Below are 25,358 nucleotides of genomic sequence, written 5' to 3' on the forward strand. Positions count from 1 at the left end.
CGGACGGACCGGTGGTGCTGCCCGCGATCAGGAAGCGGTGGTGGGCAGCACCACCTCGAAGCGGCAGCCGCCGGGGATGTTGTGCACGGTGGCCGTCCCCCGGTGGGCCTCCACGATCCCCCGGACGATGGCGAGGCCGAGGCCCGCGCCCGCCGGGGGCGTCCGCGCGTGGCTGCCGCGCCAGCCGGTGTCGAAGACCCGGGGCAGGTCGTCCTCGGGGATGCCGCCGCAGCCGTCGGTGACGGACAGGACGACACCGTCGGGACCGCGTTCGGCGGCGACCGCGACCGTGCCGTCCGGGGGTGTCCGGCGGATCGCGTTCACCAGGAGGTTGCCCAGTACCCGGCTCATCTCCTTGCCGTCCACCTCGACCGGCACCGGTTCCACCCGGTCGCCGACCAGCCGCACGCCGTGCTCACGGGCGAGCGGGTCGGCGCCCGCGAGGGCGTCGCCGACGAGGTCGTACAGCGACATCCGGCTCGGGCTCAGCGACAGCGCCCCGGCGTGGATGCGGGAGAGTTCGAAGAGGTCGCCGACCATGTCGTTGAGGCGTTCGACCTCGGTGCGGATCTGCTTGAGATAGCGGTCCGGGTCGGCGGCGACACCGTCCTCCAGCGCTTCGGACATGGCGCGCAGTCCGGCGAGCGGGGTGCGCAGGTCGTGCGAGATCCAGGCGACCAGTTCCCGGCGCGAGGTCTCCAACGCGCGTTCGCGCTCCCGGGACTCGGCGAGCTTCGCGCTGGTGGCCGCCAGTTCGCGGCTCACCGCGGCGAGTTCCGCGGTGGCCGGGACCTCGGGTTCGGCGAAGTCGCCGTGTTCGCCGAACGACCGGGCCGCGAGCGCGAGTTCACGGCTGCGCGCGACGACCCAGCGGCCCAGGACCAGCGCCGTCGCGAGCGACACGGCGGCCGCCATCGCGACGACCGTGGTCACCACCGACAGGTCGTGCGAGGAGAGGAACATCGCCCAGGCGACGGCCAGGGTCCCGGCGAGCATCGCGACCACGCCGACGGCGGCGACCACCGCGAGGGACGCGGTGAGCGAGCGGCGGCGCAGCAGGCGCAACGCCGCCGCGCCGAGCAGGCCGGTGGCGGCGGCGCCCGCGAAGGCGTACAGGGCGATGAGGAAGGTGTCGCGCATCTCAGGCCCCTTCCTGCGTTCCGCCCGGTTCGAAGCGGTAGCCGACGCCCCACACCGTCCGGATCAGGCGCGGCCGGGCCGGATCGTCCTCCACCTTGGCGCGCAGCCGCCGGACATGGACGGTGACCGTGGACAGGTCGCCGAAGTCCCAGCCCCACACCGCCTGCATCAGGTCCTCCCTGCCGTACGCCCGGCCCGGGTGCCGCAGGAAGAACGCAAGCAGGTCGAACTCGCGCAGGGTGAGGGCGAGTTCGGTGCCGTTCTTGGTGGCGCGGCGGGCGCCGGTGTCGAGGGTGAGCCCGGCGGCCGTCAGGGGGTGCGCGGTGGACGCGGGGTGGCTGCGGCGCAGCACCGACTCGACCCGCAGCACAAGTTCGCGGGGGCTGAAGGGCTTGGTGACGTAGTCGTCGGCGCCGACCTCCAGGCCCATGATGCGGTCGTCCTCGTCGCCGCGCGCGGTGAGCATGATGACCGGGACGGGGGCCCGGTCGCGCAGCCGCCGGCAGACCTCCAGGCCGTCCATGCCGGGCAGCATCAGGTCGAGCACCACCAGGTCGGGCCAGTGGGCCGCGGCCCGGGTCAGGGCGGTGGGGCCGTCGCCCGCGCGGTCCACGAGGTGGCCGGCGCGGTCGAGGTACCCGGCGACGACCTCGGCGACGGTGGGATCGTCGTCGACCACCAGGATCCGGGCGGCCCCGGCGGTGGCGGCGGCCTCGGTGAGCTCGTACGGCTGTTGCATGCCTCCACCCTCGCACCGGGCTCGCGCGGGTGTCGCGCCCGACGACGGCAACGGGCACGACGTCCGCGTTTCGTAAGGGTCCTGGGTCCGTTATGTCCGGTTCGCGTTCGTAGGGTGACACCGTGACCACCTCACCCACCTCATCGTCGACGGACGTGGACGTCGTCCTCCCCTGTCTGAACGAAGCCCAGGCACTGCCCTGGGTGCTCGGCCGGATCCCCGCGGGCTGGCGGGCCCTCGTGGTGGACAACGGTTCCACCGACGGCTCGGCGGACATCGCGCGGGCGCTCGGGGCGACCGTCGTGCGCGAGGCGCGGCGCGGCTTCGGCGCGGCCTGCCACGCGGGGCTGACCGCGGCGAGCGCCGACATCGTCTGCTTCTGCGACTGCGACGCGTCCCTCGACCCGGGACTCCTCGTACCGTTCGTGCGGGAAGTCGCCGACGGGCGGGCCGACCTGGTGCTCGGCCGACGGCGACCGCAGGAGCGCGGCGCCTGGCCGGCGCACGCCCGCGCGGGCAACCTGGCGCTGGCGCGGATGCTGCGGCGCCGGACCGGGCTGCGCCTGCACGACCTGGGGCCGCTGCGGGCGGCCCGCCGGGAACCGCTGCTGTCCCTGTCCCTCGACGACCGGCGCAGCGGTTACCCGTTGCAGATGGTGGTGCGGGCCGCCGACGCGGGCTGGCGGGTCACCGAGCACGACGTGGCCTACCTGCCGCGCACCGGCCGGTCCAAGGTGACCGGGACCTGGCGCGGCACGTGGCAGGCGGTGCGGGACATGAGCCGGGTGCTGAACGAACCGCCCCGGGCCCGGGGCGCGGAGGGGGACTGATCGCCCCCCGGCGAGCCGCACGTCGACGCGGTCCCGCGCCCCCGCCGGGCCGCCGCCCCCCTTTCCAGCCCACCGCGCCGTATCCAGGGAACCCCCATGACCACCCTCCTCGTCATCGCCAAGGAACCCCGCCCCGGCAGGGTCAAGACGCGGCTCACCCCGCCCTTCTCGCCCGAGCAGGCCGCCGCGCTCGCCGAGGCCTCACTCGCCGACACGCTGCACGCCGTCGCCGGGGCCCCCGCCACCCGCAGGGTCCTCGCCCTCGACGGCAGTCCGGGGCCCTGGCTGCCGCCCGGCTTCGACGTCGTGCCGCAGTGCGCGGGCGGGCTCGACGCGCGTCTCGCCGACGCCTTCGCCCACTGCGCCGGCCCCACCCTGCTCATCGGCATGGACACCCCGCAGGTCACCCCGGCCCTGCTCACGGTGGACTTCACGGGGTGCGACGCGTACTTCGGTCCCGCCGAGGACGGTGGGTTCTGGGCGCTGGGGCTGGCCGATCCGGACCCCGGGCTGCTGCTCGGGGTGCCGATGTCCAGCCCCCGGACGGGTGAGGTCCAGCGGCGGCGGCTCACCGCCGCCGGACTGCGCGTGCGGGACCTGCCGCGGCTGCGGGACGTGGACACCGCCGCCGACGCCACGGCGGTCGCGGCCCTGGTCCCGCACGGCCGGTTCGCCGCCCGGCTGGCCCGGTGCACGGCGCACAGCGGTACGGGCCGCCGGTGACCACCTCGCCGCCCGTCGCCTGGACCGGCGCCGATCCCTACGCGGCCGCCCTGCGCGCCGGGCGCGGCCCGTTGTACCTGCGCCGTACCGACGGCTGGCTGCTGCCCCTGGAGGTCGAGCGCTGGTGCGCACGGGCCGATGCGGTGGACCGTGCGGTACTGGACCGCTGCGAGGGTGCCGTCCTGGACGTCGGCTGCGGCCCGGGACGGCTCGTCGCCGAACTCGCCGCCCGGGGGCGTACCGTCCTCGGCGTCGACGTCAGCACGGCCGCCGTCGACCACACCGTGCACCTCGGCGGCCAGGCCCTGCGCCGTTCGGTCTTCCAGCCGCTGCCCGGTGAGGGCCGCTGGGGCACCGTGCTGCTCATGGACGGCAACGTCGGGATCGGCGGCGACCCCGCCCTGCTCCTGGACCGTGTCGGGCAACTCCTGGCGCCCGGTGGCCTGTTGATCGCCGAGACCGTGCCCGTGGACGTCGACGAACGCGCCCTTGTCCACCTCACCGACGCCCGGGGAGCCGTCGGGGAGCCCTTCCTCTGGGCACGGCTCGGCACCCCGGCCCTGCTGCGGTACGCCCGGGGCTGGGCGCCCACCGGTCAGTGGACGGCCGGCGGACGCCGCTTCGTCTGCCTGCGCAGCCGCACCACCAGGAGCAGCGCCGAGCCGCCGAAGAGCACGGCGGTGATCAGCAGCCAGCGGGCCGCGAAGCCGTCCGGGGACAGGCCGGTGGCCGACCGGTAGGAACCGGCCACCGTCCCGCTGATCAGCGGGAACCACACCAGCAGGAGCAGCCCGGAGAGCGCGGCGGGGACCCGGACGTACATCGTCCGCTCCCGCCGGCCCGCGGCGCCCAGCCCCCGTACCACCGCACGGTCGGCCAGGGCGTAGAGCGGCAGCAGCACCAGGTCGTGCAGCAGGGCGGCGCCCACGATCCACAGCGCCACCCCGAACCAGTCCCCGGCCAGCAGCCTGACGCCGGCATAGGCGGCGAGCGCGAACGAGCAGACCAGCAGGAGGAGCTGGAACGGGCTGCCGACGACGAGACGGGGGCGCATCACAGCTCCCCGAAGGTCAGCCGGGCCACCCACTTGGTGTTGAGCACACCGGGAGCGGCCGGCACGATCACGCGGGCCGGGTAGCCGTGGTCCGGGGACAGGTCCTCGCCGTTGACCCGCAGCGCGAGCAGGGAGCGCGGGTCGGCGACCTGGTTGGCGCGCAGCGCCCCGCGGCGGAAGGCGCCGTGCAGCTGGAGGGACTCGACGAGGACGTCCGGCGGGTCGCCGTCGTGGCCGACGAGGGCGGCGAGGTCGCGCAGCCGCACCCCGCGCCACCACTGGTCGGCGGTCGACCAGCCCTCCACGCAGGCGATGGGCAGCGCGGCGCTGTGCTGGGGAAGCCGCAGGAGTTCGGCGCGGCTGAGGCGGACCGTCCGCCCGCCCCGCCCCGTGACGACGAGCCGCCAGGTCCCCTCCGCGGTCTGTCTCGGGTCGATGCCGGCGTACCCGGCCGTCTTGTTGATCTGGAAGCCGTTCGGGCCGCCGCCGGGGTCGGCCCAGCCGTGCGGGGCGAGCAGGGCGGTACGCCGCCACGCGCCCCCGATGCTCTGCCCGGCCGTCGTGACGAGCAGGAGCAGCGACCCGCCCCCGACGAACCACAACGCTCCCCGCCGGCCCACGGTCGGCGGGGCCGGCCGGGGCGACGCCAACCCGCCCTCGTCCGCCGGCACCGCCGCCGGCTGGGGCAGGCGCTCCTCGGTGCCCCGCCCGCGGACCGCACGCAGGGCCGTCGGGGTCTTCAGCGCCGCATGGGCCAGGAACGCGGCGAAGAACACCCAGGCACCGTAGAAGTGCAGGGGGTAGAAGGAGCCGGGGAAGACGTAGTCGAGCTGGACGTTGAGGACTCCGGTGACGAACTCGAACAGGCCGCCGCCGACGAGCAGCAGCAGCGAGAGGCGCTCCAGGGCGTGGGTGAGGGAGCGGGCCGGGGGCAGCGCGAACAGCTTCGGCACCACGGACCACAGCTTGGCTAGCAGGACGGGGATCAGCGTGATCCCGAGGGTGACGTGCAGGCCCTGGGTGAGCCGGTACAGCCAGTACGGGTTGGTCGGCCAGGAGAACAGGTAGAAGCCGAGGAGTCCCTTGTCCGGGGTCTGGTCGTTCACCGGGGCCAGGTCCGGGTTGTACGCGGCGTACGACACCAGTCCGGTCACGAACAGCACGGTGACACCGCCGAGCAGCACCAGACCGAGGACCGAGGTGAACCAGGTGCCCCGCAGCGGGCTGCGCCAGAAACGGGGTGAGGTGGGGAGCCGTGGATCGTCGTCTCGCATGCTCCGACCGTAGGCCGGGAGCACGCCCGCGACGGGCAACCGGCCCATGACGAAAGTCTGACGTCCGCCCACTGATCCACGGCGTCGCCCGGTCGCTGCCCTAGCGTTCCGGTGTGACCCGCACCCCTCTTCGCGGCCGGTACGCCGATCCGGCCGCCGTCCTCGCCGCCGCCCTGCTCGTGCTCGCCGCCGTCCTGGTCGGCCGGCACCTCCAGGACGCCTACCGTGTCCTGTTCGTGCACTGGCCGCCGCTGTTCGCCGACTGGGACCCGCACCTGGGACCGGGCACCCCGGCCGCCGTGCTCGTCGGGGCCGCCGTGGTGGCGTACGGGCCGGCCCTCGCGGTCCGGCTGCCGTGGCGCGGCCTGCTCGGCGCGGCCTTTGGCTGCTCGCTGGCCTGGACGTGGTCCCTGGCGCTGGTCGACGGCTGGCAGCGGGGCGTGGCGGGCCGACTCACCAGGCCGAACGAGTACCTCACCGCCGTCGGGCGCTTCCACGACATACCGGCGACCCTGCGGGACTTCAGCCGGCACATCGTCGACGGCACCGCGGCACCCTGGCCCGTGCACGTCGCCGGGCATCCCCCGGCGGCGACCCTCACGTTCGTCCTGCTGGACCGGGCGGGACTGCACGGCGGCGGGTGGGCGGGCGCCTGGTGCGTCACCGTCGGGTCCACGGCCTGCGTCGCCGTTCTGGTGGCGGTGCGGGCGCTCACCGAGGAGCGGCTCGCCCGGCGGGCCGCGCCCTTCCTGGTGGTGACCCCGGCCGCGGTGTGGGTGGGCGTCTCGGCCGACGGCTACTTCACGGCGGTCGCCGCCTGGGCGGTCGCGCTCCTCGCGCTCGCGGTGACCGGGCGGTCCCCGGGGTGGGCGGTGGGCGCGGGGCTGCTGTACGGCCTGACCTGCTACCTGTCGTACGGTCTGGCGCTGTTCGCGCTGCCCCTGGCGGCGGTACTGCTGCTCGGCCGCAGGGGGGTGCGGGCGCGGCCGGTCCTCGTGGTGCTGCTGGTGGCGGGGGCGGCCGTCGTGCCGTGCCTGTTCACGCTCGCCGGGTTCGACTGGTGGCAGGGGTACCGGCTGCTGGTGACGCGCTACTACCAGGGCATCGGCCGGATCCGGCCGTACGGCTACTGGGTGTGGGCGAACCTGGCCTGCACGGTGCTCGTCACCGGTCCGGCGACGGTGGCGGGGCTGCGCCGGGCCGGTGCCGTCCTGGCCCGGCGCCGGACCGCGCCCGGACCCGAGCTCCGCCTCGCCCTTCTCGTGGGCGTGGTCCTGCTCGCGCTGCTGGTCGCGGACCTGTCCGGGATGAGCAAGGCGGAGACGGAGCGGATCTGGCTGCCGTTCGCGGTGTGGCTGCCGGCCGCCGCCGCCTTCCTTCCCCGGACGCGGGGCTGGCTCCTGGCCCAGGCGGTGCTCGCGCTGCTGCTGAACCACCTGCTGCTCACCGGCTGGTGAAACCGGTCTGCCCTGACGGCAGTTGCCGGGCAAGAGCCCTCAAGGGCCGGTCTTTTAAAGCCGGTGCAACGCCCGGGAAACAGCGCCCCGGGACTCTTCCCTGCAAACGACCGGGGACGAGAAGAGGGAAGAGTCGTGACGGAGATCGTCGGCAAGGAGACGCCGCCCGCCGCGGCGGAGGGCCGGACGGACGGCCAACGCACGGACGGCACACGGACCTACGGAGCCTGGGCGAAGAACGACACGCTGGAGGACTACTCGCTGCGCTACGCGCCGAAGTCCTTCCGCCGCTGGACCCCCTACGTGGTGGCGACGACCGCGCTGGGCGGCATCGCCTATCTCGCGGACTTCGCGATCGGCGGCTCGATCGCCGTCTCCCACGGCTTCTCCAGCGCGATGGTCGCGATCCTGGCGGCCGCGGTGGTCATCTTCCTGACCGGGGTGCCGATCTCCTACTACTCGGCCAAGTACTCCATCGACATGGACCTGTTGACCCGGGGCGCGGGCTTCGGCTACCTCGGGTCGACCCTGACCTCGGTCATCTACGCCAGCTTCACCTTCATCTTCTTCGCCCTCGAAGGCTCGATCATGGCGCAGGCCCTGGAACTGGGCCTGCACATCCCGCTCGCGGTGGGGTACCTGATCTGCTCGCTCGTCATCCTGCCGCTGGTCGTCTACGGCATGACCGCGCTGTCGAGGATGCAGGTGTGGACCCAGCCGGTGTGGCTGGTGCTGATGGTCGCGCCGTTCGTGTCCGTCGCGGTCCAGGATCCGGGGAAGTTCTCGCAGTTCACGCACTTCGCGGGCGACTCCCCCACCGGGTCGGGCATCAGCGCGCTCGGCGTGGGCGCGGGCGCCGGGGTGGCGCTGTCGCTGATCGCGCAGATCGGTGAGCAGGTCGACTATCTGCGGTTCATGCCGGACCGGACGCCGGAGAACGGGAAGAAGTGGTGGGCGGCGGTGCTCTCCGCCGGTCCCGGCTGGGTGGTGCTCGGCGCGGCGAAGCAGATCGGCGGGGCGTTCCTCGCCTTCTCCATCGCGGGCAGCGTGGGGCTGGCCAAGGCGAACGAGCCGATCCAGCAGTACGTGCACGGCTTCGGGACGTTCGCGGCGCCCATCGCGCTGGGTCTCGCCACCTTCTTCGTGATCCTGTCGCAGGTGAAGATCAACTCGACGAACGCGTACTCCGGTTCGCTGTCCTGGTCGAACTTCTTCTCCCGGCTGACCCACCGTCACCCGGGCCGCGTGGTCTACATCTTCCTCAACGTGGGCATCGCGCTGGCCCTGATGGAGGCGGGCGTCTTCGGCTTCCTGAACACCGTGCTCGGCTTCTACTCCAACGTGGCGATCGCCTGGATCGGCGCGGTCGTGGCCGACCTGGTCATCAACAAGCCGCTGGGGCTGAGCCCGTCGTACATCGAGTTCAAGCGGGCCCATCTGCACCACTTCAACCCGGTCGGCTTCGGCTCGATGCTGATCGCGTCGGCGGTCTCGATCGCCGCGTACTTCGACGCCTTCGGTGCCTACGCCAAGGCGTACTCGCCGTTCGTCGCGCTGTTCCTCGCGATGGTGCTCTCGCCGCTGCTCGCGGTGGTGACCAGGGGCAGGTACTACATCGCCCGCGTCGACGACCTCGCCGAGCCGCTGCTCGGCGCGGACGGGCTGCCGTCGGCGGCCGTGCTGACCTGCACGGTGTGCGCGACCGGGTTCGAGCGGCCGGACGTGGCGGGCTGCCCGTTCCACTCGGGGCCGATCTGCTCGCTGTGCTGCAGCCTGGAGAAGGACTGCCACGACTCCTGCAAGACCGGCCCGGTCGCCCTCGGCATCCCCGCGGTGCGCCCCGGGGACTGACCTGCCGCTGCCCGCGCCATGGTGGCGGCGGTCACGGGCGGTCGGCCTCCCGCGGCGACCGCGGGAGCGACGGCTCCTGCGGTGCGGGGGCGGCGCCGTCCCGCCCGTCGGCGCAGGCCGCGTCCGCCTGGGCGCGCTGCTCGGCGAGGAGCGGGAAGGAGAGGTGCGCGAGGTCGCCCGGCGGGGGCGCGGTCAGCGACCACAGGGGGGCCGGGGTGCCGTCGGCGACCGCGGCGGGCGCGTCGGTCAGGTTCATGCGCTCGCGCAGCCGGCCGTAGAAGTCCATGGGCGCCAGCCGGACCACCCGCAGCCGCTTCGGGGCGGCGTACACGCCGATCCAGTCACCCGGTTCCACGACGCCCCGCACCTGTCCGTCGACGCTGACCGCGGCCGGTCCCGAGCGTTCCAGGACGCGCAGGCCGACCGCCTCGTCGGGGGCGGTGACGACGGAGCGGTCGAACGCCATGTGCGGGGCGACCGGGGTGAACACGAGCGCCTCCGCGCGGGGCGAGACGACGGGTCCGCCGGCGGCGAAGCTGTAGGCGGTCGAACCGGTGGAGGTGGCCACCAGCAGCGCGTCGGCGGAGTACGAGGCGAGCAGGCGTCCGGAGATGTACACGCCCACCGACACCTGGCGGTCCCGGGACAGTTTCTCCAGGACGACGTCGTTGACGGCGGTGATGTGCAGCGGGACGCCCCAGTCGGGGTCCTGTTCGCAGTCGGTGCGCACCTGGGGCGGCGGCAGCAGCGGTCCCCGGCCGTACTGCATCAGGTCCCCCATCTGGGCGGGCACTTCGAGCCTGCGCGAGGAGCGCATGGTGAGCAGCAGCCGGCTGTCGACGTCGAACCGGTCCTCGTGCACCGCGTCCAGCGCCTCGGTGACCGAGCGGACCGGCACGTCGGTCAGGAAGCCGACCCGGCCCAGGTCGACGCCGAGGACCAGCGCGTCGTTGCGGGCGGCGAGCCGGGCGCCGCGCAGGAAGGTGCCGTCACCGCCGAGGGTGACGATCAGATCGGGGTCGCCGGCGGCCGCGACCTCCTCGCCGGAGCTGTGCCGTCCGCCGTCGTGCCACACGTCGATGTCGGTGCACGGCACGTCGCGCTCCGCGGCCCACGCCCGTACCGCACGGGCCGCGTCCACCGCCTCCGCACGGCCCCCGTGCACCACCAGTCCCAGCCCGCTCACCGTCATCTCCGCCTCCAGGAACGCCATGACCGCCGCTGCTCCCACGCTGTCACGCCGGAGGCGGATCTGTCGGGCGGAGCGGGATCACAGACCGAGGGAGACGGCCAGCCGGGTCAGTTCGGCGGTGGTGCTGATGTCGAGCTTGGCGCGGATCCGGCGGAGGTAGGCGTCGACGGTGTGCCGGGACAGGCCCATCTGGCGGGCCGCCTGGAGGTAGGTGCGGCCCGCGGCGATGTGCCGGAGCGTCTCGCGCTCACGCGGGGCCAGCGCGACGGCGGCGGTCTCGGTGTGCTCGGTGACGGCGACGCTCATGAGGAGTTCCTCCACAAAACCGATAAGTACGTTTTGTCCGTTTAGAAAACCCTGACAAGGCGACGTCATGACGGTGTCCGCCGACCGTCACAGGCGTGTCACAGGCACCCGGCGGGCGGCGACCGGGACCGCAGCGGATTGGTGCTCCGTGCCGACCGGGATCATCCTGGGGAGGAGAAGCGGCCGTGCAGGTTCCGCGAAGGATGAGCGGCGATGGAACGACCTCCCACCTCTCCCAGCAGCCCGGCGGGGACCCACGCCGTACCCCAGGGGGGCCGCACCGCCGCGGTCACGGTCGACGAGCGGGGCGTCGTGACCGGCTGGAGCGACGGCGCAGGGGTGCTGCTGGGCTATCCGGCCGCCGAGATCCTGGGGCACAAGGCGACCGAACTGCTCGCCGAACCGGACGGGGAGACCTGGCGGGAGGCCGCCGCGGGGCCGCGCTGGAGCGGCACCGCGGCCCTGCGCCACCACGACGGGCACCGGCTGGACCACGACGTGCTGGTCCACCGCAGGCCCGTCGGCGAACCGCTGGGCGGCACGGAGTGGCTGGTGGTGTCCGCCGTCACCGGGCTGCCGCCGACCACCGGTCAGGAACTGGGGGAATGGGCCTTCGACCAGTCCCCGTGCGTCGCCGCCGTCTTCGACGCGGGGCTGCGGCTGGTACGGGCCAGCGCCGGGATGCAGCGGGCGCTGTCCCTGGCCGAGGGGACGATACGCGGGCTGCGGCTGACGGACATCGCACCGTACGAGGGCAGCGCCGAGGCCGAGGCGAGGATGCGGCGGATCCTGGACGGCGGCGCCCCGCAGGACGTCCACCTGCACCTGGACCCGGCCGATCCGGCGCGCGACTGGCACGCCCGGATCGTGCCGCTGACGGACCCGGGCGGCCGGGTGCGGGGGGTGGCCCTGACGGCCCACTCCGACCCGTCCGAGCGGCTGGTACGGCAGCGGATGCTGCTGCTGAGCGACGCCGGAACACGCATCGGCACCACCCCCGACGTGCAGCGCACCGCGCGGGAGCTGGCCGACGTCGCCGTGCCCGGCTTCGCAGACGTGTGCACCGTCGACCTGCTGGACACTCCGCCGCGCTCGACCGGGCCCGCGCACCGGCCCCCCGGCCGGGACGGGGGACCCCCGTCCGGGGGCCGGACGCTGCGCCGCGCGGCCGTCCGCTCGGTGCCCGACGCGCCACCGCCGCCGCACCCCTCGGGCGAGGTGCTGCGCTGCCCGCCCTGGTCGCCCTCGGGCCGGTGCCTGGCCGACGGACGGGGCGCGGTGTACGCGGCGGACGACGAGGTGGTGGGCCGCTGGGCGCTGGAGGACCCGGGGGCCGCCGCGTGGATCCGGGAGAGCGGGGCGCACTCGCTGCTCGCGGTGCCGCTCACCGCGGCCGGTGCCACGTTCGGCGTCGCGCTGTTCGGCCGGAACCGGTGGACCGAGCCGTTCGACGCCGACGACCTGTGGATCGCCGAGCAGCTGGCGGCCCGGGCGGCCACCAGCATCCACGGCACCGCACGCACCGAACGGCAGCACACCACCACGATGACCCTGCAACGCAGCCTGCTGCCGCACACGCTGCCCGAGCAGTCCGCCCTGGACATCGCCACCCGCTATCTGCCCTCGGTCAGCCAGGCCGGGGTGGGCGGCGACTGGTTCGACGTCATCCCGCTGTCCGGCACCAGGGTCGCGCTGGTCGTCGGCGACGTCGTCGGCCACGGCATCCGGGCCGCCGCCACCATGGGCCGGGTGCGTACGGCGGTGCGGACGCTGGCCGACGTCGACCTGCCGCCCGACGAACTCCTCAGCCACCTCGACGACCTGGTCGTCCACCTGTCCGCCGAGGAGGGCGACACCGACGGTGCGGAGGCCGCCGGCGGCGTGGGCACGACCTGTCTGTACGGCGTGTACGACCCGGTCACCCGGCGCCTCGACGTCGCCCGCGCCGGCCATCCGCCGCCCGCCGTGGTCACCGAGGGCGCCGTGACCTTCCTCGACGTCCCCGCCGGTCCCCCGCTCGGCCTCGGCGGGCTGCCCTTCGAGTCGTTCGGGACGGAGCTGCCCGAGGGCAGTGTGATCGCCCTCTACACCAACGGCCTGCTGGAACCCCGCGACCACGACATCGACGACGCCCTGGACAAGATGTTCGCCGCGCTCGCCCGCCCCGCGCAGAGCCTGGACACCGTCTGCGACCGGGTCCTGACGTCCATGCTCACGCACCGCCCCGACGACGACATCGCCCTGCTCGTCGCCCGCACCCGCGCCCTGCACGCGGACCGGGTGGCCACCTGGGAGCTGCCCTTCGACCTCGCCGCGGTCGCCGAGGCCCGCAAGCGGGCCACCGACCAGCTGGTCGCCTGGCGGCTGGAGGACGCCGCGTTCATCACCGAGCTCATCGTCAGCGAACTGGTCACCAACGCGTTCCGGTACGGCCGCCCGCCGGTCCGGCTCCGGCTCATCCACGACGGCCACACCCTCACCTGCGAGGTCTTCGACTCCAGCAGCACCGCGCCGCACATGCGGCGCGCCCACACCTACGACGAGGGCGGCCGCGGGCTCCTGCTCGTCGGCCAGCTGTCCCAGCGCTGGGGCACCCGCCACGCCAGCACCGGCAAGACGGTCTGGGCCGAACAGTTCCTGACGGAGGGCTGAGCCAAACCCACCCGCCGTGCGAAGGGCCCGGGCCAGGGTTCCCCGAGCGAGGGGTCAGCCGGCGGGGTGGGGGGTGAGGACCGGGCGGGCCCAGGTCGGTGGGGACGGGGGCGCGGTGGTGGGGCGGCCGAGCGTGGGGGACGTGTCGGCGGCGCGGTCCGCCGGGGTCGGCGCGACCGGTCCGGCCCCGTACGCGGCGGACCGCAGCGCGCCGATGAACTCCAGGCAGGAGTCGTAGCGGTCCTCGGGGGTCTTGGCCAACGCCTTGGCGAACACGTCGTCGAACGCCGTCGGCAGCCCCGCCCGCACCTCGCTCAGCGCGGGCGGAAGGTCGTACTGGTGCGCCCACAGCAACGCGATGTCCTCGTCCCGTACGAACGGCGGCCCGCCGGCCAGCATCTCGAAGACCACGCAGGCCAGGCTGTAGAGATCGCACCGCCCGTCCACGGGACGGCCCGAGATCTGTTCCGGCGCCACGTAGTCCAGCGTCCCGACGAACTCGCCGACCGTGGTGAACCCCGTCAGGGACAGGGACTTCTTGGTCAGCCCGAAGTCGGTGAGGTAGACGTGCTCGGGGTGGTCGCTGTCGGTGCCCTGCGCCACCAGGACGTTGCCCGGCTTGACGTCCCGGTGCACCAGGTCGTGCCGGTGGGCCGCGTCCAGCGCGGAGGCCACCTGGCCGGCGATGCGCAGGGTCGCGGCCACCGGCAGCACACCCTCCTTGTCGAGCAGCGCGCGCAGATCGGGGCCGGACACGTACCGCATGGCGATGTACAGCACCCCGTCCGTCTCACCGGCCTCGAAGATCGGCACGATGTGCGGGTGGTCCAGGGCCGCCGCGACCCGTGACTCGTGGGTGAAACGGCGGCGGAAGGTGTCGTTGCGGGCCATCTCCGGGGCGAGCAGCTTCAGGGCGACGGTGCGGTCCAGACGCAGGTCCCTGGCGCGGTAGACGACGGCCATGCCGCCGCGTCCGATCTCGCCCTGGACCTCGTAGCCCGCGATGTGCGTCGCCATCACGCCTCACCCCGTGACGCCGGAACCTGCACGAACCTGCCAGACCCTGCACACATCGTATCCAGTGGGGTGTCACGGCGCCCGCGCTCGCCGGGCCCCGTCAGGCCCCGCGCAGGGCGTCCAGCACGTCGGCGTCCGTCAGCTGCTCGAAGTCGTCGTACCACTGGCCCACCGAGCTGAACACGGCCGGCCGGAACGGGCAGACCACCAGGTCGGCCTCGGCGGCGAGCGCGTCGAGGGAGTCGGGCGCGCCGACCGGTACGGCCAGCACGGTCCGGGCGGGCCCCTGGCGCCGGACGTGGCGCAGGGCGGCGCGGGCGGTGGAACCGGTGGCCAGGCCGTCGTCCACGACGATCACCGAACGGCCGCGCAGCGCGGGCGGCGGGCGGCCCTGCCGGTACCGGCGCTCGCGTCGGCGCAGTTCCTGCCGCTCCCGCTCCACCACGGGGGCCAGCGCCTCCGCGTTCAGGCCCAGCCGGGCCAGCGTCGCCCGGTCGAGGAGCGGCGGGTCGTCCCCGGTGATCGCGCCGACGCCGAACTCCTCGTGGTGCGGGGCGCCGATCTTGCGTACGACGAGCACGTCCAGCGGCGCCGACAGCTCCCGCGCGACCTGAACGGCGACGGCGGCGCCGCCCCGGGGCAGGGCCAGCACGACCGGCTCCGGCAGGGCGCCCTCGTCCCGCACCTCCCGCAGCGCGGCGGCGAGTTCGCGTCCCGCCTGGGTGCGGTCCCGGTAGCGCATGGGGTGTCCTCCGGGGGTGCGGTCGGCCCCCCCTCCGTCCATGGTCACACCCCGGAGCCGGGGACGAGCCCCCCGCCCGCCCGGCGGGACGATTCTGCAGCTCATGTGAACACTCGGTGCCTGCCCCCTTCACGGTCGCCCGTTCCCTACGATCGTGCCGTGGTCAATTTCCTCCTCCAGCGGACGGTCCCGCTGCCGATCGACGAGGCGTGGCGCCGGCTCACCGAGTGGCCCCGGCACGCCGGCGCGATCCCGCTGACCCGGGTCACCGTGCTCACCGATCCCCCGACCCACCAGGGCACCGTCTTCGTGGCCCGCTCGGGCCTCGGGCCGCTGTCGTTCGACGATCCGATGGAGGTGACCGTCTGGGAGCCGCCGCGGGAGGGCGGCTCCGGCCGGTGCCGCCTGGTCAAACAGGGCCGGGTCGTGCTGGGCTGGGCCGAGTTGGAGGTGCGCCCGGGGCCCGGCGGGCGTACCCGGGTGCTCTGGCACGAGGAGTTGCGCGTCCGGGGCCTGCCGTCGGCCCTCGACCCGCTGGTGCGCCGGACGTCCCGCGCGGTGTTCGGCCGGACGCTCAACACGTTGCTGCGCACCCCGTAGCCGAAGCCGGTGACGACCGGTCGCCGCCCCCTTGGCAGATCCCGGCCGCACGATGGACAGTGGCTCTCCGGTGGCGAACGGTCACCGTGGGTCGACGCGGCGGGGAGGCTCGGGGGTGGCACTCTTCTCGCCCGGGGAGGTCCAGCTGATACGGGAGGCCGGACACCCGCGCGGCTGGGCGCGCGGGGAGGTGCTGATGCGGGAGGGCGACCCGGCCGACTCCGTCGTCCTGCTCACCGGCGGGCTGGTCAAGGCGACGGTCGACTCGGCGAACGGCTACACCAGCCTGCTCGCCCTGCGCGGCCCCGGTGAACTCCTCGGCGAGCTCGCCTGCATCGACGGCCGTCCCCGGGGCGCCACGGTCACCGCGATGCGCCGCTCGGCGGGTGTGGTGGTCGCCGGAGACGCCTTTCTGCGGCTGCTGGAGCGGGACTCGGCGCTGTGCCTCGCGGTGCTGCGCAGTGTGGTGGGCCGGTTGCGGGACTCCGACGGGCTGCGCGCCGAGCAGGGCGCCCGTACCACCCGGGCCCGGGTCGCCGGGCTGCTGGTGAAACTCGCGGTCCAGTACGGCTCGGCCGCCTCCGAGGCACCCCCGGGTGCCGTCGCCGTCCAGGTCAACCAGCGGGAACTGGCCTCCGCCACGGGGGCGTCCCGGGAGTCCGTGGTGCGCTGTCTGCGGGCGATGCAGCAGGAGGGCCTGGTGGCGACCGGCCGGGGCCGGACGGTCGTACTCGACCTGGCGGGGTTACGACGCTGGGCCGAGGAGTGAGCGCCCGCCCGCGCCAGGACCGGCTTGCACCGCCGGCGCATCGGAACGGAACTCCCCGTGCCGAATGCGTCATTTGACGCTGTACGACGGCCGCGAAGGCGCTTCCATCATCCCCTGGCGCCCGGACCGGTTCGGCTATCGGGGGAAACGGACCGGGCGCCACCGGGGGAGCCCACCCGGTGGTGACCGGGCAGGGGGAGGGCTAGGGCGTGTTGCGAAAGTCCCGTCGTCCGCCCGGAGGGCGGGCCGCGCGGCGTCAGGTGCGTGCTCTGGGGGTCCCCCCGGCCGAAGGCTGGGGGAGCGTGCATGGCGTCGCGCGGCAGGCGGGACTTTCGCAACACGCCCTAGGCCACCGAACCGATCCGCCGGGCGGGGGGCGGCGTCGAGGTCGCGTCGTGGTGGATCGGGGTGTGGGCGCCGGTCAGGGGGACGCCGGTGCCGCCCCGGCGGGCGGCGACGATCTCGGCGGCGATGGACAGGGCGGTCTCCTCGGGGGTGCGGGCGCCGAGGTCGAGGCCGATGGGGGACCTGAGACGCGCCAGCTCCAGTTCGGTGACGCCGACCTCGCGCAGCCGGGCGGCGCGGTCCAGGTGGGTGCGGCGGGAGCCCATCGCGCCGACGTAGGCCACCGGGAGGCGGAGCGCGAGCCGGAGCAGCGGGACGTCGAACTTGGCGTCGTGGGTGAGGACGCACAGGACGGTACGGCCGTCGGTCCGGGTCCGCTCCAGGTACCTGTGGGGCCACTCGACGACGATCTCGTCGGCGTCCGGGAACCGGGCCTTCGTGGCGAACACGGGGCGCGCGTCGCACACCGTCACGTGGTGGCCGAGGAACTTGCCGACGCGCACCAGCGCCGAGGCGAAGTCGATCGCCCCGAAGACGATCATCCGGGGCGGCGGGACGGACGACTCCACCAGCACCGTGAGCGGCGCTCCGCAGCGTGAGCCCTGCTCTCCGATCTCCAGGGTGCCGGTGCGGCCGGTGTCCAGGAAGGCACCGGCCTCGGCGGCCACCGTGCGGTCCAGTTCCGGGTGGGCGCCGAAGCCGCCTTCCCGGGAGCCGTCGGCGGCCACCAGCAGGGCCCGGCCCGCCAGCTCCGGCGGCCCGGTGACGATCCGTGCGACCGCCGCCGCCTCCCCGCGGGCGGCGGCGGCCAGCGCGGCGGCCACCACCGGCCGCACGGGATCGTCCGCCCGGATCGGGGTCACCAGGATGTCGATGACTCCCCCGCAGGTCAGGCCGACGGCGAAGGCGTCCGCGTCGCTGTATCCGAAGCGCTCGACGACGGTCTTCCCGTCCTCCAGCGCCTGCCGGCACAGCTCGTACACGGCGCCCTCCACGCACCCCCCGGAGACCGAGCCCACGGCGGTGCCGTCGGCGTCCACCGCGAGCGCGGCCCCGGGCCGGCGCGGCGCGCTGCCCCCGACCGCCACCACCGTGGCCACGGCGAAGTCACGGCCGTCGGCCACCCACCGGTTCAGCTCCTCGGCGATGTCCAGCATGTCTCGGTCTCCTTGAACGGCGGTTGCGCGGAGGGCGGGAGCCACGGATCAGCGGACGCCCAGCCAGCTCTCGATCGGATGGAGGGCGAAGTAGACGAGGAAGACGACGGTCAGGCCCCACATGAACGCCCCGACCTCACGGGCCCTGCCCTGCGCCGCCTTGATGGCGGTGTACGAGATCACGCCCGCGGCCACGCCGGTGGTGATGGTGTAGGTGAAGGGCATCAGGACGACCGTCAGGAACACCGGGACGGCGGTGGCCCGGTCGGCCCAGTCCACGTGCCGGGCGTTCATCAGCATCATGGCGCCGATGACCACCAGGGCGGCGGAGGCGACCTCCTGCGGGACGATCGCGGTGAGCGGCGTGAAGAAGAGACAGGCCGCGAAGAACAGGCCCGTGACGACGGAGGCGAGACCGGTCCTGGCGCCCTCGCCGACGCCGGTGGCCGACTCGATGAAGACGGTCTGGCCGGAGCCCCCGGCCAGCCCGCCGATCGCGCCGCCCGCGCCGTCGATGAACAGCGCCTTGGACAGACCCGGCATCCGGCCCTTGTCGTCGGCCAGCTCCGCCTCCGTGCCGACGCCGATGATGGTGGCCATCGCGTCGAAGAACCCGGCCAGCACCAGCGTGAAGACGATCAGCGCGACCGTCATCGCGCCGACCTTGCCCCAGCCGCCGAACTCGACGTGCCCGAAGAGCGAGAAGTCCGGCAGGGAGACGGCCGAACCGTGCAGCGCGGGGGCGGCGCCGCCGGCCCACTGCCGGGGATCGATGACCCCGAGGCCGTTCAGCACGGCGGCCACGACGGTGCCGGTGACGATGCCGATCAGGATGGCTCCGGGCGTGTTCCGGGCCTGGAGGGCGAAGATCAGCAGCAGGGTGCCGGCGAAGAGCAGCACCGGCCAGCCGGCGAGTTCGCCCGCCGGGCCCAGGGTGACCGGGGTGGCCCTGCCCTGGTGCACGAAGCCGGACTTGTAGAAGCCGATCAGGGCGATGAACAGGCCGATGCCCATGGTGATGCCGTGCTTGAGCGCGAGCGGGATCGCGTTCATGATCATCTCGCGGAGGCCGGTGACGACCAGGAGCATGATGACCACGCCGTACATCACGCACATGCCCATCGCCTGCGGCCAGGTCAGCTGCGGGGCGACCTGCGAGGACAGCACGCCGGACACGGACAGGCCGGCGGCCAGCGCGAGCGGCACCTTGCCGGCGAAGCCCATCAGGAGCGTCGTGAAGGCCGCCGCGAACGCCGTCGCGGTGATCAGCGCCTTCTGTCCGAGGGTGTCCCCTGCGGCGTCCTTGCCGGACAGGATCAGGGGGTTGAGCAGCAGGATGTACGCCATCGCCATGAAGGTGGTGACGCCGCCGCGCACTTCACGCGCGACGGAGGAGCCTCTTGCGGATATGTGAAAGTAACGGTCGAGCCAGGAGCGTCCGGCGGGGACGCGGGTGCCTTCTCCCGCGTCGTCCGCCGTGGTCCTGGGCTCCACTGACTGCTGGGTCACGGTGCCGTCTCCCAAGGTTCACAGGGGGTTGGGATGTGCACGACCCGGGGGACGGCCCGAGACGAACGGTGGTGCTGTCGTGCCTACGCGTTGCCCGTCAGGTGCTCCGGGCGTACCGGCGTCCGGTTGAGCTCCAGGCCGGTCGCGTCGCGGATCGCCGCGAGGACCGCCGGAGTCGACGACAACGTCGGTGCTTCGCCGATGCCGCGCAGTCCGTACGGGGCGTGGTCGTCGGCGAGTTCGAGGACGTCGACCGGGATGGTCGGCGTGTCGAGGATGGTCGGGATCAGGTAGTCCGTGAAGGACGGGTTCCTGACCTTCGCGGTCTTCGGGTCGACGATGATCTCCTCCATCACCGCGATGCCCAGGCCCTGGGTCGTACCTCCCTGGATCTGGCCGACGACGGAGAGCGGGTTGAGCGCCTTGCCGACGTCCTGGGCGCAGGCCAGCTCGACCACCTTGACCAGGCCCAGCTCGGTGTCGACCTCGACGACCGCGCGGTGCGCGGCGAAGGAGTACTGGACGTGGCCGTTGCCCTGGCCGCTGCGCAGGTCGAAGGGTTCGGTCGGCCGGTGCCGCCACTCGGCCTCGACCTCCACGCTCTCCTCGCCGAGCACGTCCGCCAGGTCGGCGAGCACCTCGCCGCCGTCGGTGACCACCTTGCCGCCCTCCAGGAGCAGTTCGGCGGTGGCCCAGGCCGGGTGGTACGGGCCGAACCTGCGGCGGCCCAGCTCCAGGACCTTCTCCCGGACCAGTTCGCAGGAGTTCTTCACGGCGCCGCCGGTGACGTAGGTCTGCCGGGAGGCCGAGGTCGAACCCGCCGACCCCACCTGGGTGTCGGCCGGGTGGATGGTCACCTGTGCCACGCCCAGCTCGGTGCGCGCGATCTGCGCGTGGACGGTCACCCCGCCCTGCCCGACCTCCGCCATCGCGGTGTGCACGACGGCCACGGGCTCGCCGCCGACGACCTCCAGGCGCACCCGCGCGGTGGAGTAGTCGTCGAAGCCCTCGGAGAAGCCGACGTTCTTGATGCCGACGGCGTAGCCGACGCCGCGTACGACGCCTTCGCCGTGGGTGGTGTTGGACAGCCCGCCGGGCAGCTGCCGTACGTCCGGCTCCTCGCCGGCCGAGAGCCACTGCTGCTCGGGCGGCAGCGGCATCGCGACGACCCGGCGCAGGAGTTCGGCGACGGGGGCGGGCGAGTCCACCGGCTGGCCGGTCGGCATGATCGTGCCCTGTTCCATGGCGTTCAGCTTCCTGAACTCCACCGGATCCATCCCGAGTTGCCTGGCGACCTTGTCCATCTGGGCCTCGTAGGCGAAGCACGCCTGGACCGCGCCGAAGCCGCGCATCGCGCCGCACGGCGGGTTGTTGGTGTAGAGGGCGATGGCCTCGATGTCGACGTCGTCGACGGCGTACGGTCCGATGCCCAGCGAGGAGGCGTTGCCGACGACGGCCGGGGAGGCGGAGGCGTAGGCGCCGCCGTCGAGCACGATCCGGCACTTGACGTGCGTCAGCTTGCCCTCGCGGGTGGCTCCGTGCTCGTAGTAGAGCCGGGCCGGATGGCGGTGGACGTGGCCGAAGAAGGACTCGAAGCGGTTGTAGACGATCTTCACCGGCTTGCCGGTGCGCAGGGCCAGCAGGCAGGCGTGGATCTGCATCGACAGGTCCTCGCGGCCGCCGAACGCGCCGCCGACGCCGGCCAGCGTCATCCGCACCTTGTCCTCGGGCAGGCCGAGCACGGGGGCGATCTGGCGCAGGTCGGAGTGGAGCCACTGGGTGGCGATGTAGAGGTGGACGCCGCCGTCCTCCTCGGGCACCGCGAGACCGGACTCGGGGCCGAGGAAGGCCTGGTCCTGCATGCCGAAGTAGTACTCGCCCTTGACGACGACGTCGGCCTTCTTCGCCGCCTCGTCCGCGTTGCCGCGGACGATCGGCTGGCGGTGCACGATGTTGGGGTGCGGGACGTGGCCGATGTGGTGGTCGGCGCGGTTCTCGTGGACGAGGACCGCGCCGGGCGCGGTGGCCGAGGCCTCGTCGGTGATGACGGGCAGCTCGCGGTACTCGACCTTGATCTTGGCGGCGGCGCGGCGGGCGGTCTCCGGGTGGTCGGCGGCGACGATGGCGACCGGCTCGCCGTGGTGGCGCACCTTGCCGTGGGCGAGGACCGGGGTGTCCTGGATCTCCAGGCCGTAGTTCCGCACGTCGGTGGGCAGGTCGTCGTAGGTCATGACGGCGTACACGCCGGGCTGGGCGAGGGCCTCGGCGGTGTCGATCGACACGATCTCGGCGTGCGCGACCGTGGAGCGCAGGATCTGGCCCCAGAGCATGTCCTCGTGCCACAGGTCGGAGGAGTACGCGAACTCGCCGGTGACCTTGAGGGTGCCGTCGGGCCGGAGCGTGGACTCGCCGATGCCGCCCTTGGTGTGGGAACCCTGGGTGATCTTCGTGGGGACGCCGTTGGTGGGCATCGGCTCAGACCGCCTCTGACTGCCGGGCGGCCGCGAGGCGGACCGCGTCCATGATCTTCTCGTAGCCGGTGCAGCGGCACAGGTTGCCCGAGAGCGCCTCGCGGATGTCGGCGTCGGTCGGGTTGGGGTTGTGCTCCAGCATCTCGTCGGCGGCGACCAGCAGGCCGGGCGTGCAGAAGCCGCACTGGACGGCGCCCGCGTCGATGAACGCCTGCTGGACGGGCGAGAGTTCGGTGCCCTCGCCGGTCTGGGAGTCCTGCCCCGTGGCGGCCCAGCGGCGGGCCTGGTCGAGCGAGGTGCCCGAGGTGCCGCACGCGGCGCCGCCGTCGCGCTGCCTGGCGTAGTCCGCGAGGCCCTCGACGGTGACGACCTCGCGGCCCTCGGCCTGTCCGGCGGCGACCAGGCACGAGCACACCGGCACGCCGTCCAGACGGACCGTGCAGGAGCCGCACTCGCCCTGTTCGCAGGCGTTCTTGGAGCCGGGCAGGCCGAGCCGTTCGCGCAGCACGTAGAGCAGGCTCTCGCCCTCCCAGACGTCGTCGGCTTCCTGCGGGCGTCCGTTGACGGTGAAGTGGACGCGCATCAGGCGGCCCTCCCCTTCTGCTGAGTGGTGCCGCGGTACGACTCCCAGGTCCAGGTGAGGGTCCTGCGGGCCATCACGCCGACCGCGTGGCGGCGGTAGCTCGCGGTGCCCCGGACGTCGTCGATGGGGTTGCAGGAGGCGGCGCACAGGTCCGCGAACTGCTTGGCGACCGACGGGGTGATGATCTTCCCGTTGTCCCAGAAGCCGCCCTCGTCGAGTGCGGCGTTCAGGAAGTCCTCGGCGGCCCTCGCCCGTACGGGGGTGGGGGCGGCCGAGCCGATGCCGGTACGGACGGTCCGCGTCGCGGGGTGCAGGGCGAGCCCGAACGCGCACACGGCGATGACCATGGCGTTGCGGGTGCCGACCTTGGAGTACTGCTGCGGCCCTTCGGCCTTCTTCACGTGCACCGCGCGGATCAGTTCGTCCGGGGCGAGCGCGTTGCGCTTCACGCCGGTGTAGAAGTCGTCGATCGGGATGAGCCGGGTGCCGCGCACCGACTCCGCCTCGACCTCGGCGCCCGCCGCGAGCAGCGCGGGGTGGGCGTCGCCGGCCGGGGAGGCGGTGCCGAGGTTGCCGCCGACACCGCCGCGGTTGCGGATCTGCGGGGAGGCGACGGTGTGCGAGGCGAGGGCGAGGCCCGGCAGCTCGGCACGCAGGTGCTCCATGATCCGGGTGTACGGCACGGAGGCGCCGAGCCGGACGCTCTCCTCGCCGACCTCCCATTCGTAGAGATCACCGATGCGGGTGAGGTCGAGGAGGTACTCGGGCCGGCGGTGGTCGAAGTTGATCTCGACCATCACGTCGGTGCCACCCGCGATCGGCACTGCGGTGGGGTGCTCGGCCTTGGCGGCGAGCGCCTCCTCCCAGCTGGCGGGGCGAAGGAAGTCCATGACCGGCTCTTTTCTCCGTCTCGTTGAGTCTCGTGAGTCGTGCGGATTGAGCCAATCCGTGTGCGGCGGGCCCGGCTCGTTCATGTCCTGTTCACGCGGGACGAGGCCAGTACACCGCCCCGTACTCCAGCGGGGTCAGTCACCGAAACCATGAAGGAGTTGGCTGGCCAGCACGGGCATCTTGTAGATTCGTATGAACGGAGGTCATCGGTAACCTCTTGGTTTTACTGCGGAAACGCGGGAAACGCTCAGGTGCCACGCGGTGACGGCCCGTGACCGCGTACGCCCGGCACCCCGACCCGGGCCCTCCACGATTCATCGTAGATTTCGAGACACAGAACGGCGGCGACGAGATGCGGCTGCGCGCACTGCTGGACACCGATGCGCTGGGCCTGCGGCTGCTCGGCGGCGAGGACGAGCTGGACCGCACCGTGCGCGGGGTCATGACCACCGACCTGCGCGATCCCAGCCGCTACCTCTCGGGCGGTGAGCTGGTGCTGACGGGCCTGGCCTGGCGCCGGGACGCGGCGGACTCCGAGGCGTTCGTACGACTGCTCGTGCAGGCCGGGGTGGCGGCGCTGGCGGCCGGCGAGGCGGAACTCGGCGACGTCCCCGACGATCTCGTGGTGGCCTGCGCCCGGCACCGGCTGCCGCTCTTCGCGGTCCACGAGTCGGTGGCCTTCGCGACGATCACCGAGCATGTCGTGCGCCAGGTCAGCGGCGAGCGGGCCGGGGACCTCGCGGCCGTCGTCGACCGGCACCGCAGGATGATGACCTCGGGCCCGGCGGGCGGCGGCCCGGACGTGGTCCTGGACCTGCTCGGCTCCGACCTCGACCTGCGCGCCTGGGTGCTCTCCCCGACCGGCCGGCTGATCGCGGGCCCCAAGGTGTCGGGGCCCGCGCTGCCCGCCGAGGTCCGCGCCGAGCTGGCCGCCGAGCACCTGGCGGCCACCCGCACCGGCCGCCGCGGCCCCCACCGCGTGCTGCTGGGCACCACCACGTACTCGCTCTTCCCGATCGGCTGGGGGCACCTCCCGGCGACGCCCGGGGCGGGCGGCTCCCCGCGGGGCGGCCGGGACGTGCGCGAGTCGGTGCTGTCGGACTGGCTGCTCGCGGTCGAGGCGGACGCCGGCGACTGGCCGGCGGAGCGGCTCGACCTGCTCCAGGGCGTCACCCAGCTGATCTCCGTCGAGCGCGACCGCCGGGACGCGGCCCGTACGGTACGGCGCCGGCTCGCCCAGGAGGTCCTCGAACTGGTGCAGACGGGCGCGGCACCGGCGGAGATCGCCGCGCGGCTGCGGGTGGCGGCTCCGGTCCTGCTGCCCGGCCTCGGCGCGGCCCCGCACTGGCAGGTGGTGGTCGCCCGCGTCGAGTGGGACGGCGCGGAGGTCGAGGGCGGTCCGGTCGCGCAGTCCCTGCTGGAGGAGATCCTCGTCGACCCGCTGGCGACCGGGCCCGAACCGTCCGACCGGATAGCGGTGGCCCACACCGGCGACGAGGCGATAGCCCTGGTCCCGCTGCCCGCCGTCACCACCGAGCACGACGGCTCCGAGTCGGGTGTCCACGCCGACGTGCTGCTCGCGGCCGTACGCGGGCCGCTGACGGCGGGCCTCGACGGCGACGGACGGGTCACGCTCGGCGTCAGCGCGGCCGTGCACTCGGCCGAGGGGCTGCGCGGCGCCCTGGAGGAGGCCCGGCACGCCCGCCGGGTGGCCGCGGCCCGTCCGGGCCGGGTCTGCGCGGCCGGCCACCAGGAACTGGCCTCGCACGTCCTGCTGCTGCCCTTCGTCCCCGACGACGTCCGGCGCGCCTTCACCGCCCGCCTGCTGGACCCCCTGCGGGACTACGACCGCAGGCACCGCGCCGAACTGATCCCCACCCTGGAGGCGTTCCTCGACTGCGACGGCTCCTGGACCCGTTGCGCCACCCGTCTCCACCTGCACGTCAACACGTTGCGCTATCGCGTGGGGAGGATCGAGCAGTTGACGGGCCGGGACCTCGCGCGACTGGAGGACAAGCTCGATTTCTTCCTGGCGTTGCGGATGAGCTGAGGTCAC

General features: G+C 73.7%; 21 protein-coding genes. 9 read left to right on the top strand and 12 right to left on the bottom strand.

Features of this window, described 5'->3' with window-relative positions:
• Positions 1 to 27: 27 nt before the first annotated feature.
• Positions 28 to 1,140: a HAMP domain-containing sensor histidine kinase gene (locus tag AB0G52_RS28535; protein WP_361339965.1), complete on the bottom strand. Its 1,113-nt coding sequence runs from the start codon at positions 1,138 to 1,140 to the stop codon at positions 28 to 30.
• A 1-nt stretch (position 1,141) separates the two neighbouring features.
• Positions 1,142 to 1,879 carry a response regulator transcription factor gene (locus AB0G52_RS28540; RefSeq protein WP_132889992.1) on the bottom strand — a complete coding sequence of 246 codons (738 nt, stop codon included), beginning with the start codon at positions 1,877 to 1,879 and terminating at the stop codon, positions 1,142 to 1,144.
• 122 nt (positions 1,880 to 2,001) lie between these two features.
• Between AB0G52_RS28540 and AB0G52_RS28545 the strand changes: the two genes are divergently transcribed.
• From AB0G52_RS28545 to AB0G52_RS28555, 3 genes are all read left to right on the top strand, one after another.
• On the top strand, positions 2,002 to 2,709 hold the full coding sequence (locus AB0G52_RS28545) for a glycosyltransferase family 2 protein (protein ID WP_132889993.1): 708 nt from the start codon (positions 2,002 to 2,004) through the stop codon (positions 2,707 to 2,709).
• A gap of 96 nt (positions 2,710 to 2,805) precedes the next feature.
• Positions 2,806 to 3,432, top strand: coding sequence for a DUF2064 domain-containing protein (locus AB0G52_RS28550; RefSeq protein WP_361339969.1), 627 nt, complete (start codon positions 2,806 to 2,808; stop codon positions 3,430 to 3,432).
• Positions 3,429 to 4,172, top strand: a complete 744-nt coding sequence (locus AB0G52_RS28555; protein WP_361339972.1) for a methyltransferase domain-containing protein — start codon at positions 3,429 to 3,431, stop codon at positions 4,170 to 4,172. The genes AB0G52_RS28550 and AB0G52_RS28555 overlap by 4 nt, the downstream gene beginning before the upstream one ends.
• A gap of 313 nt (positions 4,173 to 4,485) precedes the next feature.
• On the opposite strand, the gene AB0G52_RS28560 is transcribed toward AB0G52_RS28555, so the two are convergent.
• A complete protein-coding gene (locus AB0G52_RS28560; protein WP_361339975.1) occupies positions 4,486 to 5,760 on the bottom strand; it encodes a molybdopterin-dependent oxidoreductase in 1,275 nt (424 codons plus the stop codon).
• Positions 5,761 to 5,873: 113 nt separating this feature from the next.
• Between AB0G52_RS28560 and AB0G52_RS28565 the strand changes: the two genes are divergently transcribed.
• Together AB0G52_RS28565 and AB0G52_RS28570 are read left to right on the top strand one after the other, a co-directional pair.
• A complete protein-coding gene (locus AB0G52_RS28565) occupies positions 5,874 to 7,217 on the top strand; it encodes a hypothetical protein (RefSeq protein ID WP_132889997.1) in 1,344 nt (447 codons plus the stop codon).
• Between the two features lie 135 nt (positions 7,218 to 7,352).
• A complete protein-coding gene (locus tag AB0G52_RS28570) occupies positions 7,353 to 9,068 on the top strand; it encodes a hypothetical protein (protein ID WP_132889998.1) in 1,716 nt (571 codons plus the stop codon).
• 31 nt (positions 9,069 to 9,099) lie between these two features.
• On the opposite strand, the gene AB0G52_RS28575 is transcribed toward AB0G52_RS28570, so the two are convergent.
• Both AB0G52_RS28575 and AB0G52_RS28580 read right to left on the bottom strand, forming a co-directional pair.
• Positions 9,100 to 10,260 carry an NAD(+)/NADH kinase gene (locus tag AB0G52_RS28575; RefSeq protein ID WP_361340096.1) on the bottom strand — a complete coding sequence of 387 codons (1,161 nt, stop codon included), beginning with the start codon at positions 10,258 to 10,260 and terminating at the stop codon, positions 9,100 to 9,102.
• 78 nt (positions 10,261 to 10,338) lie between these two features.
• A complete protein-coding gene (locus AB0G52_RS28580; protein ID WP_132889999.1) occupies positions 10,339 to 10,566 on the bottom strand; it encodes a helix-turn-helix transcriptional regulator in 228 nt (75 codons plus the stop codon).
• Between the two features lie 213 nt (positions 10,567 to 10,779).
• Here AB0G52_RS28580 and AB0G52_RS28585 point away from each other — a divergent pair, with 213 nt between their 5' ends.
• A complete protein-coding gene (locus AB0G52_RS28585) occupies positions 10,780 to 13,218 on the top strand; it encodes a SpoIIE family protein phosphatase (protein WP_361339980.1) in 2,439 nt (812 codons plus the stop codon).
• 54 nt (positions 13,219 to 13,272) lie between these two features.
• Here the strand turns inward: AB0G52_RS28585 and AB0G52_RS28590 are convergent, their stop codons facing one another.
• Positions 13,273 to 14,235 (bottom strand): serine/threonine-protein kinase, encoded by a 963-nt coding sequence (locus tag AB0G52_RS28590; RefSeq protein ID WP_132890001.1) that lies wholly within the window; start codon positions 14,233 to 14,235, stop codon positions 13,273 to 13,275.
• A gap of 100 nt (positions 14,236 to 14,335) precedes the next feature.
• The gene (locus AB0G52_RS28595) at positions 14,336 to 14,977 is read right to left on the bottom strand and encodes a phosphoribosyltransferase family protein (RefSeq protein WP_361340098.1); all 642 of its coding nucleotides are present in this window, start codon (positions 14,975 to 14,977) and stop codon (positions 14,336 to 14,338) included.
• 159 nt (positions 14,978 to 15,136) lie between these two features.
• On the opposite strand from AB0G52_RS28595, the gene AB0G52_RS28600 reads away from it, so the two are divergent.
• Both AB0G52_RS28600 and AB0G52_RS28605 read left to right on the top strand, forming a co-directional pair.
• Positions 15,137 to 15,577: an SRPBCC family protein gene (locus tag AB0G52_RS28600; protein WP_361339983.1), complete on the top strand. Its 441-nt coding sequence runs from the start codon at positions 15,137 to 15,139 to the stop codon at positions 15,575 to 15,577.
• Between the two features lie 115 nt (positions 15,578 to 15,692).
• On the top strand, positions 15,693 to 16,346 hold the full coding sequence (locus AB0G52_RS28605; RefSeq protein WP_361339986.1) for a Crp/Fnr family transcriptional regulator: 654 nt from the start codon (positions 15,693 to 15,695) through the stop codon (positions 16,344 to 16,346).
• A 344-nt stretch (positions 16,347 to 16,690) separates the two neighbouring features.
• On the opposite strand, the gene AB0G52_RS28610 is transcribed toward AB0G52_RS28605, so the two are convergent.
• The 5 genes from AB0G52_RS28610 to AB0G52_RS28630 all read right to left on the bottom strand — a co-directional run bounded on the left by AB0G52_RS28610 (position 16,691) and on the right by AB0G52_RS28630 (position 23,301).
• Positions 16,691 to 17,848 (bottom strand): XdhC family protein, encoded by a 1,158-nt coding sequence (locus AB0G52_RS28610; protein ID WP_361339989.1) that lies wholly within the window; start codon positions 17,846 to 17,848, stop codon positions 16,691 to 16,693.
• Positions 17,849 to 17,896: 48 nt separating this feature from the next.
• Complete coding sequence (locus AB0G52_RS28615; protein ID WP_361339991.1) at positions 17,897 to 19,357, bottom strand: NCS2 family permease; 1,461 nt, start codon at positions 19,355 to 19,357, stop codon at positions 17,897 to 17,899.
• Between the two features lie 83 nt (positions 19,358 to 19,440).
• Positions 19,441 to 21,828 carry a molybdopterin cofactor-binding domain-containing protein gene (locus AB0G52_RS28620; RefSeq protein WP_361339994.1) on the bottom strand — a complete coding sequence of 796 codons (2,388 nt, stop codon included), beginning with the start codon at positions 21,826 to 21,828 and terminating at the stop codon, positions 19,441 to 19,443.
• A gap of 4 nt (positions 21,829 to 21,832) precedes the next feature.
• The gene (locus tag AB0G52_RS28625) at positions 21,833 to 22,411 is read right to left on the bottom strand and encodes a (2Fe-2S)-binding protein (RefSeq protein WP_132890008.1); all 579 of its coding nucleotides are present in this window, start codon (positions 22,409 to 22,411) and stop codon (positions 21,833 to 21,835) included.
• Positions 22,411 to 23,301, bottom strand: a complete 891-nt coding sequence (locus AB0G52_RS28630; protein ID WP_132890009.1) for a xanthine dehydrogenase family protein subunit M — start codon at positions 23,299 to 23,301, stop codon at positions 22,411 to 22,413. Before AB0G52_RS28630 ends, AB0G52_RS28625 begins: the two co-directional genes overlap by 1 nt.
• Before the next feature lie 353 nt (positions 23,302 to 23,654).
• Here AB0G52_RS28630 and AB0G52_RS28635 point away from each other — a divergent pair, with 353 nt between their 5' ends.
• Positions 23,655 to 25,352, top strand: coding sequence for a PucR family transcriptional regulator (locus tag AB0G52_RS28635; RefSeq protein ID WP_132890171.1), 1,698 nt, complete (start codon positions 23,655 to 23,657; stop codon positions 25,350 to 25,352).
• Positions 25,353 to 25,358 lie beyond the last annotated feature (6 nt).

The sequence above is a fragment of the Streptomyces sp. NPDC021562 genome, assembly GCF_040640875.1.
In the GTDB taxonomy this organism is placed as follows: Bacteria; Actinomycetota; Actinomycetes; order Streptomycetales; family Streptomycetaceae; genus Streptomyces.